Origin of the sequence: Fictibacillus phosphorivorans, from assembly GCF_001619875.1 — a bacterium.
Classification (GTDB): Bacteria; Bacillota; Bacilli; order Bacillales; family Fictibacillaceae; genus Fictibacillus; species Fictibacillus phosphorivorans_B.
Window position 1 is genome coordinate 831,351 of record NZ_LRFC01000001.1, and the last position, 15,811, is coordinate 847,161.

Below are 15,811 nucleotides of genomic sequence, written 5' to 3' on the forward strand. Positions count from 1 at the left end.
GGGAGTTCGTGTTATAGTAATATGGAGAATTATACATAGGAGGATATATTTATGATTCATGCTCATGTTACATCATGGTTTCTGGCGTTAATTTTGTTTTTTGTAACGTATATCTTATACAAAAAAAATGCCGAAAAAAAATCAAAAATTTTTCACATGATTCTGCGAGTTTTGTACTTAGCCATCCTTGCAACGGGTGGACATATGCTCGCGAACTACTTAACGGACCCAGGAATTGTTAATAAAGGGCCGCTCATCATTAAAGGTACACTTGGAATTGTATTAATCGGCTTGATGGAAATCATCCTTGTTCAAAGAAAACGTGGTGAAGGCCGACTGCTGAACTGGGTATTCTTCTGGGTATCTTTAGTATTAGTATTGTTTTATGGTTATGCTGTACTTGGATAAAAAACAAACAAACTGCATCTTCCATTTTTAGCACAGGCTAAAAGTTGAAGGTGCTTTTCTTTTTGGTAAATGGGTAACTGGATAAAATAACCAGTATGGCTTTTTGTTAACAAAGCGGAGTTTACACCGATATTAAAGAGGACAAGTATAACTTTTCTTAAATTGCGTTTTCTTGGCAGATGAGGTGTAAGCATGCAAACCTATAATTATTTATTTAAAAGTGAGATCGACCTACAAAAGTGGATTGTTAAAAATAAACTTAAAAAATATGAGAATATATTCATTCAAGTTTTCACTGGCAAAGTTGATAAGCAGTGGATCGACGAACTGCGTATACAGCTTTTGTTTCATTTACCTCAAGCTAAGATAATCGGTGTTACAACAGATGGTGAGATATTAAGTGGCCGTGTCACGACAGGTGAAACGGTTATTTCTGTTTCTACATTTAATAATTCTGTACCGAGAACATTCTATTTTCCACTTGAGGAAAATAACAATAGCAGAGATTTAGGTGTAAGATTAGCTAACGAAGTCATTCAGAATTCGACTAAGCTTGTATTTGCATTCGGTGATGGAATGCACATGGAAAGCTCATCATTTCTGAAAGCATTTCATGAGACAGCACCAAATGTATATCTCGCAGGTGGAAACGGTGGTGACAACGGACAATATGAAAATGCTGTTCTTTTTACAGAGAAGGGTGTTTATGACAATGGCGTGGTCGCTGCTGCTATTGATAGTGAAGAACTATACCTTCATACCCATTCTTACACAGAATGGAAACCAGCAGGAAAAGTATTCACCGTAACAGATGTGTCTCTTGATGGTGAATTAATGATTGAAGATAAATCAGTTTATAACCTTTATAAACATTACATGGGTAAGGAAATTGCAGATAAACTTCCAGCATCTGCAATTGAATACCCCTTAATCGTTAAAAAAGGTAAAACTTATCAACCGTTATCTATTAAAACATCGAACCCTGGAGAACCTATTCTATTTCATCAGAAAGTAAATGTAGGTACCAAGATTCAAATCGGATATAGAGATGCAGCACTTTCTTTAAGAAGTATTGATCTTGTAACGAAAGAGATTCAAGACAAGCCTGCTGAAGCAATATTCCTTTATTCATGTATGGCGCGAAGGAGATATTTAAAAAGTACATTAGAAGAAGAATTTCTAGTCATTGATCAGTTTGTCCCAACTGTTGGGTTCTTTACATATGGAGAATACTTTCATGATGGCACCACTTTACAGATGCTCTCTCATGCTTTAACGATACTCGTTGTAAGTGAGTCGAATGATGCGACACTTCAAAAAAAGTTCGATTCGACTATTCCTGAACAATCAAAAGAAATCGATGACTTACTCGCACTTTCCCACCTGATCCAATCGAGCACAAAAGAGATGGAAGAGCTAAACGATAATCTGCTAGAATCGGAACAGCGCTACAAATCTTTGTTTGATCATAATCCAGATATGATCTATTCCATGGATATGGACGGTTACATTACAAGTGTCAATCATGCTCTTGTTCAATCATTAGGATTCTCACAAGAAGAGATGCTTCAATCTCACGCACTTGACTTCGTGTGTGAGGAAGATCATAAACGTGTTGTTGAACATTTCAGGCTCGCTGTGCATGATAAGCCACAAACATTCGTAACGAGTATCAAGAAAAAAGACGGCAGTCAAATTTTAAGCAGCATTACAAACATTCCGATCGTAGTGAATCAGAAGGTAGTAGGCGTGTTTGGAATAGGAAAAAACATTACATGGCAGAAGAAAGCAGAGGAAGAAATTGAACAGTTAGCCTTTCATGATTCTCTTACCGGACTACCAAACCGTGGTTTGTTTGAAAAAAGACTTCGTGAGCTTGTTTCAGAGAGCGATCAATCAAGAGACAAACTTGCGGTAATGTTTATTGATATTGATCACTTTAAAATCATTAATGAAAGCATGGGGCATCATATCGGTGACGTCGTGTTAAGACATGTCAGCAACCAGCTAAGACAAGTCATCAACAGCCAAGATCTTTTAAGCCGCTTTGCAGGTGATTTATTTACGCTGATTTTAACATCAGTTCATAAACCAAGTGATATTATTGATACGGCAAACCGAATTGTGGACGCACTTAAAGTGCCGATTTATTTAGATGGCCAAGAGTATACAGTGAGTACATCAATCGGGATCAGCATCTATCCGAATGATAGTACAAGTGCTGATGTGCTTATAAAGAATGCAGATACCGCACTTCATAAAGCGAAAGAAAAAGGGCGCGGGAAACGTGAGTTTTTTACAGATGAAATGAATGCCTTTACTCTTGAACGGCTTAAGCTGGAAGGGTATTTAAGAAAAGCGGTGCAAAAAGGTGAACTTGAACCTTATTTTCAGCCTCAATATTGCTTGAAGACAGATAAGGTTATAGGATTTGAAGCACTAGTAAGGTGGAATCATCCTGAACTCGGTCTCATATCTCCTATGCAATTTATACCGTTAGCAGAAGAAATAGGACTTATTGATGAAATCGGCCGTTTTGTGCTAATGGAATCGTGTAAACAGTTAAAACGATGGCATGATGGTGGTGCGCCTCATCTATCCATCTCTGTAAACGTTTCAGGCAGACAGTTTCAAAGATTATCCTTTGTTTATGAAGTAAAAGAAGCCCTTGAAACGGCAGGAATTTCTGCAGAATACCTTCATTTAGAGCTAACAGAGAGTACCATGATTCAGAATGTACAATACAGCATTAGCATTATGGAAGAATTAAGAGAATTAGGTGTTCGTTTATCTATCGATGATTTTGGAACGGGCTATAGCTCTCTTAGCTATCTTAAAGATTTTCCAGTTGATTCCTTAAAAATTGATCAAAGTTTTATCAGACATTTAAGCGATGATTACTTCAACACAAGTGACGCTGCCATCATTAAGGCGATTATTATGATGTGTGAAGGCCTCTCGCTTTCAACGGTAGCAGAAGGCGTTGAAACGTACGAGCAGATGAAACTGCTGCGCGAGTACGGCTGTCATACCGCACAAGGCTATATTATTTCAAAGCCAATGCCAGCATGTGAAGCAGGGGAATTCTTAGAAAAATATATGACATCAAAAAACAGCACATCCTTATAAGGGGTGTGCTGTTTTTATTTTAGTCACTTTTCTTTCAATACTTTTCTTAATGTTGCTTTTGGAGTATACTTCCAACTGCATCATTGACAAGTTGATTGGAGTGGAAGGTGCGAGACTCCTGGGGGATCAGCGGGACAGGTGAGACACCTAAGAGCAAAGCGCCGAGGTGGCTCACCGCACGCCCCCCGGAAAGCGAGCACCTGAAATGGAGATCAACCTCTTCAAAGAGCTATTATTTTTTCTTCTCGTAATACATAAACGCTAAAGCACCGATCAGGATGGAACCTTTAACGATATCTTGTGCATAGTAAGGCACGTTCAGCATGGTTAGACCATTTAATAGAATTCCAATAAGAACAGCCCCAATAAAAGTACCAATCACGTTTGGTTTACCTGCTCCGAATACCGAGAAACCGATAAAGGCAGCAGCAACACCATCCATTAATAGAGGAGCTCCTGCAGACACTTGACCCGTACCGATTCGAGCTGCCAGTAGGATTCCAGCTAGAGTGGCAAAGAATGCAGATAATAGATAGGCATACATTTTATAGCGCTGAACCGGAACACCTGACAACCGAGCAGCTTCTTCATTTCCACCCGTAATGTATAGCAATCTGCCAAAACGGCTCTGCTGAAGAATGATATGAACAACAACAACGGCGATCAACATGATAATAACAGGAACAGGAACGGATAAGATTTCGCCCTGCCCAATAAAAAGAAACGAAGGTAGAAAGACGCCAGGTGCTGTTCCACCCTCTGTTAGGGGCATGTTGTTATAGATAGAAAAGCCTTTTGTGAACGTCAAATGCAATCCGTTGATAATATACATCACGGCAAGTGTTGCAAGAAGATCAGGGAGTCTTACCTTAACAACAAAAAATGAGTTTAATAGACCTACTAAAAGTCCGATTGCAATTGGGATGAGAATGGCGATAATCGTTTCTTGACGATAAAGTACGAGTGCAGCCGCACTTGTAACGGTTGCTAAGCTAGCGGTTGAACCTACAGAAAGATCAAAACCTCCAACAATGAGAGATATGGTTACCCCGATCGCCAGCAAGGTAATGATCGAAACGGAACGCAGAATATCTGTAAAGTTTTGATAGCTTAAGAACTTGTCATTTGCAAGGCTAAAGCCAATAATGGTTAATAAAATAACAAGAAGTGTTCCGTATCGGTAGAGAAAGGGAAAGACCTTTTCTTGAAATGTGTATTTTGTTCTGTTTATATCATTCTCTGCATGTTCTTTAGGAACGTACTGTGCCATAATGACCTCCTGTTGCATAGTGCATAATTTTTTCCGTTGTAGCTTCTTTCTTGCTCAGTTCCCCCGCGATTTTTCCATCGTACATGATGAGGATCCGATCACAAAAAGCAAGCAGCTCCTGAATCTCACTTGTGAAATAAAGGATACCTTTATTGTTTTGCGCTAAATCTTTGATGCATTGAAATACATCTTGTTTTGCTCCTACATCGATTCCTTTTGTTGGCTCATCAAAAATGAAAACATCACCATCATTTAGAAGCCATTTTCCAATTGCAGCTTTCTGCTGATTCCCACCGCTTAAATGATTAAGCAATAGTGAAGATTTTTGTGCCTTAATGCCAAGTTGTTTGATCCATTTTTCAGCTTCCGTTTTTTCTTGTTTTTTTTGAATAAAACCATATTTCGTAAACTGTTTTAATACCGGCAGTGTTAAGTTTTCCACTACATTAAAATCAACAAGTATGCCCTCTTTGCGGCGTTCTTCTGGAACAAATCCAATTCCTGAAGAGATGGCTTTTTGAGGACTCGTTATTCTTATCTTCTTGCCTTTAATAGATAGCGAGTCGCCTGATGGGTCTGCGCCGAATAGAGCTCTTGCTGTTTCTGTTTTTCCTGCACCAACAAGGCCAGCTATACCAACGACCTCTCCTTCTCGAACCGTTAAGGAAACACGTTCATTTGTAGCGGGTACCTTAAAGTTCTTAACATCTAACAGTGTATTCCCGAGAACACGGTCTTCATCATCGTTTAAAAGCTCAACAAGTTCATTTCCTAACATGGCCCGTACGATTTCTTCAGTTGTACACTCAGACGTTTCTTTTTGAAGCGTAACATAGCCATCTTTTAAAACCGTAACTTGAGTAGAAAGCTCCATTACTTCAGGCAAGCGGTGGGAAATATAGATAATTCCCACGCCTTGATTTTGAAGCTCGCGAAGGACGCTGAAAAGGTGCTGAGCTTCTTTCGTACTAAGTGCCGCTGTAGGTTCATCGAGAATAATAAACGAAATCTCACGAGATAGAGCTTTTGCGATAAGAACTAATTGTTTCTCAGCTAATGAACAATGAGAAAGGGGAAGGGAGGGGTCAAGATCCAAACCAACTCTTCTTAAAAGTTCCATAGCGCGTTTATGGCGTTTTTTCCATGAAAAAAATGGAGGTCCTGTGATAAACGCATTCATTGTAACGTTTTCTGCAATGCTTAAAGAAGGAACAAGTGCAGTGTCTACTTCTTGTACAACCATTTCAATGCCAGCTTCCTTTGCATCAGCAGGGGTCTTAAATTGCTTTTCCTTATGATCGATCGTGATGATGCCACCATCTCGTTCATAATCTCCGGACAATATTTTCATTAACGTACTTTTTCCTGCACCATTTGCTCCTAAAAGAGCATGGACCTCACCGCTAGCTACGGTAAAGTCCACTCCTTTTAGTACAGTTTGATCACCAAACGATTTTTGTATAGAAGTTAATGAGAGTATGGTCATTTTTGATTCGCCTTCTTTAAGCTATCCATCCACGGTGAAGTGCCAGCTTCTGATTTACCCCAGCCTTCCACATATTTACCGATCTCATCCATGGAAACTTTAGAATTTGGCAGATCTTCTTTTTCAACAAGATGTGGCTGTACGCTATAGATTTGCGGTGTTTCTTCACCTGCCACTTTTTGATAGAGGAAGCGTACTTGCAGCTTTCCAACATCAGTAGGATCTGTAGCTGCAGTAGACACCCACGGGCTATTTTCTTCTTGCATCAATTGAAGATCTTCATCACTAAGATCAATACCGTACACTTTGATCTCATCTCGTCCAGCCTGCTGAATCGCACGAGTTACACCTTTAGCAAATTCATCCCATGGAGCAAAGACCGCATCAATATCTCCTTTGTTTGGATATTTTTGAAGTAGTGCTTCCATTTGAGATTGTGTATCAAGAGCTGTATTCTGTGTTGCTGTACCAAAACGTGCGATTTCTTTTATAGAAGGATAACGTTTCTTAAACGCCTCATACATCACGTTTCTTCTTTCCATCGGTGTAAAACCGCCAACCCACACGTAGACGATCTCACCCTTACCATTTAGATCTTGAGCCAAGGATCTTAGAGCATTCCAAGAGAGGCTATAGTCATCCTGGTCGATTACGGTAACACCTGGAATGTTGAGGTCGCTGTCAAACGCGACAACAGGAATACCAGCTTTAATCGCTTTTTTAACACTTGGAGCGATTGCATCGGCACGGCCATGATCGATTAAAATGCCATCAACCTGCTGATTAACAGCTGTTTCAACGTAAGCAGCCATTTTTGAAAGATCATTGTCAGCGTTGTAGATTTGGACCTCTCCACCAAATTCTTCAACCTGTTTCTTCACACCGCTAATGTATTGAGAAGAAAATGTTCCAATTGAAAATTGATTGATAGAAGCAATCTTTAACGGTTTTTGAAGCTGTTGTGGAACTTCACTCGTTGCTGCTGACTTAGCTTTGTTAGATTTTGATTCTGTTGCTGACGCAGTTTTTGTTTCTGTTTTGTTTGTAAGTGCATCTTGTTCACTTGTACATCCTGTTAAAAGTAGAGATGCTGTCAAGAAAGCGGTTGCTAGTACTTTGTATGGCTTCATTATTTTTGCTCCTTTAGTGTTGATAATGCTTCTGTATAATTACCGCTGATGATGCCTTTTTCCGTAATGATGGCTGAGATGTATTCCGCTGGCGTAACATCAAAAGCAGGGTTGAATACTTTAATCCCTTCAGGTGCGATGCGGATACCATTTAGGTGGGTAACTTCTTCTTCAGGACGTTCCTCAATAGGTATGTCATCACCGCTTGCTGTTCCAAGATCTAAGGTAGAAAGCGGGCAGGCAACGTAAAAGGGGATGCCTAGAGCTTTAGCTTGCAGAGCAAGGCCGAACGTGCCAATTTTATTTGCCGTATCACCATTTGCAGCTACGCGATCACAGCCTACGATTACCGCTTTAATGTTTTTTGTTTTCAATGTATGTGCCGCCATGTTGTCAGTAATGAGCGTCACATCGATATCATTTGCTTGAAGTTCCCAAGCTGTCAGTCGGGCACCCTGAAGTACTGGCCTTGTTTCGTTCGCGTAAACAGATAGGTCCCAGCCTTTTTCTTTTGCGAGATGAAACGGAGCTAAAGCTGTACCGTATTTACTGGTAGCGATAGCGCCAGCATTACAGATTGTCATTACCGCATCTCCGTTTTGCAGAAGGGACAATGCATACTCACCGATTTTGCGGCACGTATTCTCATCTTCCTCTTGAATGGAAAGAGCCTCTGCTTCAATTCTTTTCTGCGCTTCTGTAACAGTTGCTGCCTCTTGAGCGGCCTCGACGATACGATCGATCGCCCAAAATAAATTAACAGCTGTAGGACGAGAAGAAGCAAGATAGTCTCTTTGCGTTTGCAGTTTTGTTAAAAATTGCTGAAGGTCATTTTCTTTTTCTGTATTGCTCCAAAGAGCCAGACCGAAAGCAGCAGCAATTCCGATCGCAGGTGCACCGCGCACTTTAAGTTTAGAAATCGCATCCCATACATGTTCAATCGTCGTTACATTTAAGTAGACGGTGTGATGGGGAAGTTGTTGTTGATCCAAAATAAGCAGATGGTCGCCTCTATAACGAACAGAAGGGACCCATTTTTCAGCTACAGTCATTTCTTAAGCACCTCTAATCCAGTCAGTTAATTCTTTGATGTTTGTAATCTTTTCTTGGTTCTTAATAAGAGCACTACCAAGCTCTAAAGCTTTTTTCTTATAAAACAGCTCTACTTCTTTTTGCGGAATAGAGTCAAGGTCAGCAACATGAGCAAGACCAATTGTTCTTCGAATGATCTCACAGCCTGCATAACCAATTGCTTCTTGGAACGTTTTTTGTAAGAAGTTCTCTAGAACACCTTCTGTCTTAGCAAAAGGGTCAGTTGCTTTCTCGTTCCACAGCTGAGTAAATGTTTCACTGTACGTATTCCACGTCTTCTCAATCGTTTGTAAAAGATAAGTTTGTAAAGATTCACGATTGAACGGCTCTTTCGCATGTGCATTCTGTGACAGGTGGTTTAGAGCAAGGTTCGCTATAAAGTGAGCGATGTCAAAACCAGCAGGTCCATAGAAAGCAAACTCAGGATCGATTACCTTCGTAGAATCATGTTTTACGAAGATACTCCCTGAATGAAGATCACCGTGAAGCAGGATCTCAGCTTTTGTTAAGAATGCATATCTCAGCTGAGCTACTTCTCTAAGCAATTCTTTGTCGTTCCATATTTTTTCGACTTCGTTTTGGAGTTCAGCAGGAAAATCGTTTGTATCATGGTTAAAAAAAGGATCTGTAAATACTAAGTCTTCTGTAATCTTACAAAGTTCTGGGTTGGAAAAGCGTCCAACTTGTTCTTTTTTCTCAAACGGATGCAGATAAAAATCGCTGGAATAAAAAGCGGTTTTAGCGGTAAAAGTTCCAATATCCTCAGCCAAATTTGGGTATGTTTGCCCTTCAATGAGTCCTTTGCGAAGAATCACATGGTCTGATAAATCTTCCATTACCGTAACAGCTAATGTTGAATCCGAATAATAAACTTTAGGAACAAGGTGCGGAACGGATTCAGCTTCTCTTAAGAGAGCTTCACTTTCAATTCTTGCTCGGTCAAGCGTAAGTGGCCAGCTTTCACCAACCACTTTTGCATATGGAAGTGCTTGTTTTACGATCAATGCTTTATTTGAACTTGGGTCTTCAATATGGAAAACCAGATTTAGGTTGCCATCACCGATTTCCTTAACCAACAAGCTTTTTTGTTCAACTGCATCAAAGAAATCTAATGGTTTTACGACATCAAGAACTGTTTGTTCGTTTAACGGTTCGTATGTAGGTTTTACTTGTATGCTCATTTTTGTTCCCCCCGGAATGTTTGTAAATAAAAAGAGCCTCTTTTCGTATAAGAAAAGAGGCTCGGAAAGTTAGTTATCCCGCGCTTCTTATCTTAGCAAAACATATTGTTTTGCCGGAATTAGCACCGTGCCATACGCTGAAATTCATTACAGCGGCTCCCCTTATATTGCGGGCGCCCCATCTCACAATGGTATTACGGTCGGTTGCTGGGTTTCATCGGGCCATATCCCTCCACCTGCTCTTGATAAGAGACCAAATTATTCGATTAATTAATGCGTGTTAATATTCGCGCAATTCATAATCGTTATACTACAACGTAGAAGTAAAGTCTGTCAATAACAATTTTTTTAAAAAATTAATAAAGGTCTGTTCGTCGATCATTAAATACGGGTACCTTCAAACGAACCTCATCTACTAAACTCGGAGAAATATCTGCCATCAGAATCTCCTCATTATGCGTGGAGGCTTCGGCAATGATATCGCCCCAAGGATCGATAATCATAGATTGGCCAGCGAACGTGTTGTTCGGATCTTTGCCAACACGGTTACAAGCGACAACATAGCATTGATTCTCAATTGCACGTGCGATAAGAAGAGATCTCCAGTGTGTCTGTCTTTGGATTGGCCACTGCGCCGGAACGAACAAAATCTTTGCGCCCTTAACAAACGGTGCACGAATCCACTCAGGAAAACGAATGTCATAACAGATGGCAGCAGATGAAAGATTGCCTTCAATTGTAAACAGACTGCTGTTTTTTCCAGGTGAGATATATTTTTCTTCTTCCATTAGCGTAATCAGATGAGCTTTTGAATAAGTGCCGATATGCTCTCCATTTCGGTTGTAGGTGAGTGATGTATTGAATACAGAGTTACCATCGCGAAACGCAACAGATCCACCGACAATATTAATATTTAGCTCTTTTGAAAGCTTGCTTAACCAGTTTTTCGCACGATCTCCATTGTGATCGCTAATCTCATCTAATCGTGTTAAGTCATATGCTGTATCCCAAAGTTCTGGCAGAATAATCGTATCGGGGTGAAACTCGTTTACCGCCTCACGAATTTTATTCTCAATGTTTTCATAGTTTTTATCAGGATTGCCATACTGGACATCTGCTTGTATACAGGCAATTTTCATAATTGGACCTCCGTCGTGTAAAAAAGTCTTTACAGAATTTCCTTAAGCGTATAACATAACTGATTAGAATTTCAAGAACATTCAAATTAGACTGGAAGTGATTGCTGTGAAACGTTTTGAGCAGGCAGATGTAATGGGGAAGCTGCCAGAGCAATTTTTCGCAAAGCTTGTAAAAAAAGTATCTTATTATGCAGAACAAGGCTATGACATTATAAATCTTGGACAAGGTAACCCTGATCAGCCCACGCCTCAGCATATTGTTGAAGCTCTAAAAGAAGGTGCTGACAAACCTGAATATCACAAATATTCTCCTTTTCGTGGTCACGCATTTTTAAAACAAGCAGCTGCTGATTTTTATAAAAGAGAGTATAACGTAACGTTAGATCCTGAAAGAGAAGTAGCTGTTCTTTTTGGAGGAAAAGTTGGTTTAGTAGAGTTATCACAGTGCTATTTAAATCCAGGTGATATTGCGCTCGTTCCAGACCCGGGTTATCCAGACTATTGGTCTGGTGTAGCGATGGCAGGAGCAAAAATGGAAACAATGCCGCTTCGCGAAGAAAATGCTTTTTTGCCGCGATATGATGAACTATCAGAATCGGTGCTTGGTGACGCGAAACTTATGTTTTTAAATTACCCGAATAACCCAACAGCTGGAGTAGCAACAGAATCATTTTTTGAAGAGACGATCGATCTTGCTAAAAAGCATGATATTCTAGTTTGCCATGACTTTGCATATGGTGCGATTGGATTTGACGGAAATAAACCAGTAAGCTTTTTACAAGTTGAAGGAGCGAAAGACGTAGGAATTGAAATTTATACGCTTTCAAAAACATACAACATGGCAGGATGGCGCGTAGGTTTTGCGGTTGGAAACGAATCTGTTATCGAATCGATCAATCTTCTTCAAGACCATCTTTATGTGAGTTTGTTTGGAGCGGTTCAGCATGCTGCAGCCGCAGCACTGAATGGTTCACAGCAATGTGTGGATGATTTAGTCGAAACCTATGAAAGACGCCGTGATGCATTCATTAGCCGTTTGAATGAAAACGGGTGGAACGTGGAAGCGCCAAAAGGATCATTCTTCTGCTGGCTGCCGGTTCCAGGAGGCTACACATCTGAAACATTTGCAGATTATCTGCTGGAAAAAGCCCATGTTGTGGTTGCACCAGGGATCGGATTCGGAAGTGAAGGTGACAGATACGTCCGCGCAGGTCTTTTAACGTCAGAAGAACGTTTGATTGAAGCCGCAGACAGGATCACTAAATTGTTTTAGGAGAAGTATTTTATTAACTTAACTTTAAGCTTAAGTTTAGTTCTTCATTGACAGTTGATTGACGTGCAAGGAGCGAGACTCCTGGGGGATTAGCGGGACAGGTGAGACACCTATGTGCATAGCGCAGAGGTGGCTCACCGCACGCCCCCCGGAAAGCGAGCACCTGGAACAGAAATCAACCTCGTTCACTAGCATCAATGATTACTACTAGAGTTTTTAAAGATTTTAGTTGACAGATTCTTCATACCCTGTCATAATCACAATTAAAATTATATTCTAACAATTTGCACTCTTATTAAGAGCAGGTGGAGGGACTAGCCCGATGAAACCCGGCAACCATTCAGCTATTTACATTAGCTGAAAACGGTGCTAATTCTTGCAGCCTGATTAAATCAGGCTGAGAGATAAGAGGAAGCGGAACTGTCACTATTATGACGCCCCTTCCTCGTGAAGGGGCTTTTTGCGCGTTTGAAAGGAGTTAAATCAGCATGAGTAAAATTACAGCTACGTATCTGGTACATGACAAAAAAGAAAACCTAGAGAAAAAAGCAGAAGGAATTGCACTCGGTTTGACCGTTGGTTCCTGGACAGATCTTCCTCAGCTCGAGCAGGATCAGCTTTTAAAACATAAAGGAATCGTAGAAGAAGTAACCGAACTTCCCGGAGATTCGGCTGCTGATCAGTTTTTAGGCAGCAAAAGAACAAAAGGTTTGTTAAAGATTTCGTACCCATCAGCAAATTTTTCTAACGATCTCCCAGCTATCTTAACAACTGTTTTTGGAAAACTTTCATTAGACGGTGAGATCAAGCTCGTTGATTTAGAGTTTGATAGACAATTAGAACAAAGTTTTCCTGGGCCGAAATATGGTATCTCTGGCATACGAGAAAGTCTAGGAGTTTATGACCGACCACTTGTAATGAGTATTTTTAAAGGAGTTCTTGGTAAAGACCTTTCATTCTTCGAGCAGCAGCTTTATGAACAGGCATTAGGAGGAGTGGACCTTGTTAAAGACGACGAGATCTTGTTTGAAAATCCTCTTACTCCTTTTGAAGAACGAATTAAGGCAGCAAAAGATGTGCTGAATTCCGTACAGCAACGTACTGGTGAAAAGACGCTATACGCCGTTAACCTGACAGGCAGAACGAGTGAACTTCGGGATAAAGCAAGACGCGCTGCAGAATTAGGTGCTAATGCTTTATTGTTCAACGTCCTTTCCTATGGTCCGGACGTGCTCCAAGAATTGGCAGAGGATAAAGACATTCCGCTTCCGATCATGGCGCACCCCGCCTTATCGGGAGCGATCGGCTCATCTTCCCTTTACGGAATCGGGTATTCAGTTCTGCTAGGAAAACTTCTGCGTTATGCAGGAGCTGACTTGGTGTTGTTCCCATCTCCATATGGCAGTGTCGCGCTCGATCGCAATGAAACATTAAGCATAGCAAATTCATTAACGACAGACGCAATTTCACTGAAAAAATCATTCCCGGTTCCATCAGCAGGGATTCACCCCGGTTTAACACCTATTTTATATAATGACTTTGGTATCGATAGCGTTATCAATGCAGGTGGGGGAATTCATGGACACCCTGATGGAGCAGCTGGTGGTGCTCGAGCGTTCCGTCAAGCTGTAGATGCGGTTGTGAAAGGTGAAGACTTTGAACAATACGCAGAGAAACACCATGAACTTCAAAAAGCCCTTGAATTATGGGGAGGGGTGCCAGTTAAATGACGAAAAATGGATCTGTAATCTTTTGCGATTTTGACGGCACAGTGACAGAAAAAGATAATATCGTCGCGATCATGGAGGAATTTTCGCCTGATGGCTGGCAACCGATCGTAAAGGATATTTTGAATGAAACCATCTCCATTCGTGAAGGAGTAGGAAGGATGTTCTCGAGAATTTCTTCAGAAAAAAAGCAAGAAATTATCGAGTTCGTGTTAACCCGTTCCAAGATTAGAGACGGCTTTCAAGAGTTTGTTGATTTTACCAAAGCTGAAAACATACCGCTATATATTGTAAGCGGGGGGATTGATTTTTTCGTCTTTCCTGTTCTGGAAAACAAAATAAAGCGTGAAAACATCATCTGTAATGCTAGTGACTTTTCAGGTGACACGATAAAAATTCTGTGGCCAAACGCATGTGATGATTTGTGTACGAACGATTGCGGCTGCTGCAAGCCTTCTGTCATTCGTCGATTAAAACATCAGTACGAAGATGCAGAGAAAATCGTGATCGGCGATTCAATTACTGATCTGCAAGCATCCAAACTGGCTGACTCTGTTTTTGCAAGAGACTACCTGATCGAAAAATGTGAGGAAAATCAAATTCCATACACACCTTTTGAAACGTTTCATGACATTATCCATGCATTAGAGAAAAGAGGTGTACGAAGTTGAGCAAACAACAGCGCTGGAATGAGCTTGCTGATGTAAAAGATGAACTCGCTGCTCGAGACTGGTTTCCTGGCACGAGCGGTAATGTTTCTATAAAGGTCAGTGAATCTCCGCTGGCATTTTATGTTTCAGCAAGCGGAAAAGATAAAACGAAACGTACTTCTGAAGACTTTCTTCTTGTTGATGAGAATGGCAGGCCAGTTGAAGAAACTCACCTGAAAGCTTCAGCAGAAACAGGCATACATTGTGAAGTCTATCGCCTAACAGATGCTGGCTGCTGCTTACATGTTCATACCGTAGATAACAACTTAATCTCAGAACTATATGGGGATGAAGGGGAGATTACTTTCCAAGGCCAGGAGCTGATCAAAGCCTTCGGAATTTGGGAAGAAGACGGCAGTATTTCTGTACCCATCGTGGAAAACTATGCAGATTTAACAAGACTCTCTGAAGCGGTTGGCGAGGTAATAAAATCTGATACAAAAGCAGTCCTTATTCGGAATCACGGTATAACCGTATGGGGCAAAAATGCATTTGAAGCCAAAAAACATTTAGAAGCTTTTGAGTTTTTGTTCTCGTATCATATAAAGCTGCAAACTTTGTCTTTACTTACAAAAAATAAATCAATTGGAGGAATTAAAAATGGCACAACTAAGATTTCATGATAACAACGAAAGAATTGAAAATCAAAACGAAGTAGAAGCTTACCTAAACTCTCAAGAAGTTATTTACGAAAAGTGGGACATTGAAAAGCTTCCAGCACATCTACGTGAGAACTATGCGTTAAGCGACGAAGATAAAGCAGAAGTGATTCAAACTTTCCGCAGTGAGATCGACGATATTTCTAAGCGCAGAGGTTATGTGACTGAAGATGTGATTTCTCTCTCTGATGCAACACCTAACTTAGATGAACTGTTAAAAAATTTCTTGGCAGAACACCACCACACAGATGACGAAGTACGCTTTATCGTTTCTGGACACGGTATATTTGCCATCGAAGGGCCAAACGGAAGATTTTTTGATGTAGAACTTGAGCCAGGAGATTTGATTTCGGTTCCAGAAAACTTCCGCCACTACTTCACACTACAAGCAGATCGAAAAGTTGTAGCCGTTCGAATCTTCAAATCAAAAGAAGGCTGGGTACCGATCTACGATAAAGAGCCTCAAGAAGCAAAATAATCATATGGAAGCACACCTATTCTTTTTGAAAGGTGTGCTTTTTTTAATCAGAAGATGTCAGAAGCTCGTTCAGCGGGCATTTATGCTCGCTGAACGAGCGGAAAATAAGATTTACGAGCGGAAAATAAG

Annotated in this window: 13 protein-coding genes and 2 riboswitches; of the genes, 7 read left to right on the top strand and 6 right to left on the bottom strand. The window is 40.6% G+C overall.

Annotated elements, in window-relative coordinates; genetic code table 11:
* Window positions 1-51 precede the first annotated feature (51 nt).
* Window positions 52-408 carry a DUF1516 family protein gene (locus tag AWM68_RS04225; RefSeq protein ID WP_066237284.1) on the top strand — a complete coding sequence of 119 codons (357 nt, stop codon included), beginning with the start codon at window positions 52-54 and terminating at the stop codon, window positions 406-408.
* A gap of 192 nt (window positions 409-600) precedes the next feature.
* Entirely contained in the window at window positions 601-3,537 is a 2,937-nt protein-coding gene (locus tag AWM68_RS04230; RefSeq protein WP_066237286.1) for a bifunctional diguanylate cyclase/phosphodiesterase, read from the top strand.
* Window positions 3,538-3,769: 232 nt separating this feature from the next.
* Here the strand turns inward: AWM68_RS04230 and AWM68_RS04235 are convergent, their stop codons facing one another.
* From AWM68_RS04235 to AWM68_RS04260, 6 genes are all read right to left on the bottom strand, one after another.
* Window positions 3,770-4,807, bottom strand: a complete 1,038-nt coding sequence (locus AWM68_RS04235; RefSeq protein ID WP_082820556.1) for an ABC transporter permease — start codon at window positions 4,805-4,807, stop codon at window positions 3,770-3,772.
* The gene (locus tag AWM68_RS04240) at window positions 4,788-6,293 is read right to left on the bottom strand and encodes a sugar ABC transporter ATP-binding protein (protein WP_066237289.1); all 1,506 of its coding nucleotides are present in this window, start codon (window positions 6,291-6,293) and stop codon (window positions 4,788-4,790) included. The genes AWM68_RS04235 and AWM68_RS04240 overlap by 20 nt, the downstream gene beginning before the upstream one ends.
* A complete protein-coding gene (locus AWM68_RS04245; RefSeq protein WP_066237292.1) occupies window positions 6,290-7,423 on the bottom strand; it encodes a sugar ABC transporter substrate-binding protein in 1,134 nt (377 codons plus the stop codon). Before AWM68_RS04245 ends, AWM68_RS04240 begins: the two co-directional genes overlap by 4 nt.
* Window positions 7,423-8,475, bottom strand: coding sequence for an S-methyl-5-thioribose-1-phosphate isomerase (gene mtnA / locus AWM68_RS04250; protein ID WP_066237294.1), 1,053 nt, complete (start codon window positions 8,473-8,475; stop codon window positions 7,423-7,425). Before mtnA ends, AWM68_RS04245 begins: the two co-directional genes overlap by 1 nt.
* A 3-nt stretch (window positions 8,476-8,478) precedes the next feature.
* Window positions 8,479-9,696, bottom strand: a complete 1,218-nt coding sequence (gene mtnK, locus AWM68_RS04255) for an S-methyl-5-thioribose kinase (RefSeq protein WP_066237298.1) — start codon at window positions 9,694-9,696, stop codon at window positions 8,479-8,481.
* A gap of 84 nt (window positions 9,697-9,780) precedes the next feature.
* A riboswitch (SAM riboswitch) is annotated at window positions 9,781-9,948 on the bottom strand.
* Window positions 9,949-10,052: 104 nt separating this feature from the next.
* The gene (locus AWM68_RS04260; protein WP_066237301.1) at window positions 10,053-10,835 is read right to left on the bottom strand and encodes a carbon-nitrogen family hydrolase; all 783 of its coding nucleotides are present in this window, start codon (window positions 10,833-10,835) and stop codon (window positions 10,053-10,055) included.
* Window positions 10,836-10,941: 106 nt separating this feature from the next.
* Here AWM68_RS04260 and AWM68_RS04265 point away from each other — a divergent pair, with 106 nt between their 5' ends.
* The 5 genes from AWM68_RS04265 (at window position 10,942) to AWM68_RS04285 (ending at window position 15,682) form a co-directional block, all read left to right on the top strand.
* Window positions 10,942-12,108: a pyridoxal phosphate-dependent aminotransferase gene (locus AWM68_RS04265; protein ID WP_066237305.1), complete on the top strand. Its 1,167-nt coding sequence runs from the start codon at window positions 10,942-10,944 to the stop codon at window positions 12,106-12,108.
* Window positions 12,109-12,397: 289 nt separating this feature from the next.
* A riboswitch (SAM riboswitch) is annotated at window positions 12,398-12,519 on the top strand.
* 77 nt (window positions 12,520-12,596) lie between these two features.
* Window positions 12,597-13,838, top strand: coding sequence for a 2,3-diketo-5-methylthiopentyl-1-phosphate enolase (locus AWM68_RS04270; RefSeq protein WP_066237308.1), 1,242 nt, complete (start codon window positions 12,597-12,599; stop codon window positions 13,836-13,838).
* Window positions 13,835-14,506 carry a 2-hydroxy-3-keto-5-methylthiopentenyl-1-phosphate phosphatase gene (locus AWM68_RS04275; protein ID WP_066237311.1) on the top strand — a complete coding sequence of 224 codons (672 nt, stop codon included), beginning with the start codon at window positions 13,835-13,837 and terminating at the stop codon, window positions 14,504-14,506. Before AWM68_RS04270 ends, AWM68_RS04275 begins: the two co-directional genes overlap by 4 nt.
* Complete coding sequence (locus AWM68_RS04280; protein ID WP_066237313.1) at window positions 14,503-15,168, top strand: methylthioribulose 1-phosphate dehydratase; 666 nt, start codon at window positions 14,503-14,505, stop codon at window positions 15,166-15,168. The genes AWM68_RS04275 and AWM68_RS04280 overlap by 4 nt, the downstream gene beginning before the upstream one ends.
* The gene (locus tag AWM68_RS04285) at window positions 15,146-15,682 is read left to right on the top strand and encodes a 1,2-dihydroxy-3-keto-5-methylthiopentene dioxygenase (RefSeq protein WP_066237316.1); all 537 of its coding nucleotides are present in this window, start codon (window positions 15,146-15,148) and stop codon (window positions 15,680-15,682) included. The genes AWM68_RS04280 and AWM68_RS04285 overlap by 23 nt, the downstream gene beginning before the upstream one ends.
* The last annotated feature ends 129 nt before the right edge of the window (window positions 15,683-15,811 follow it).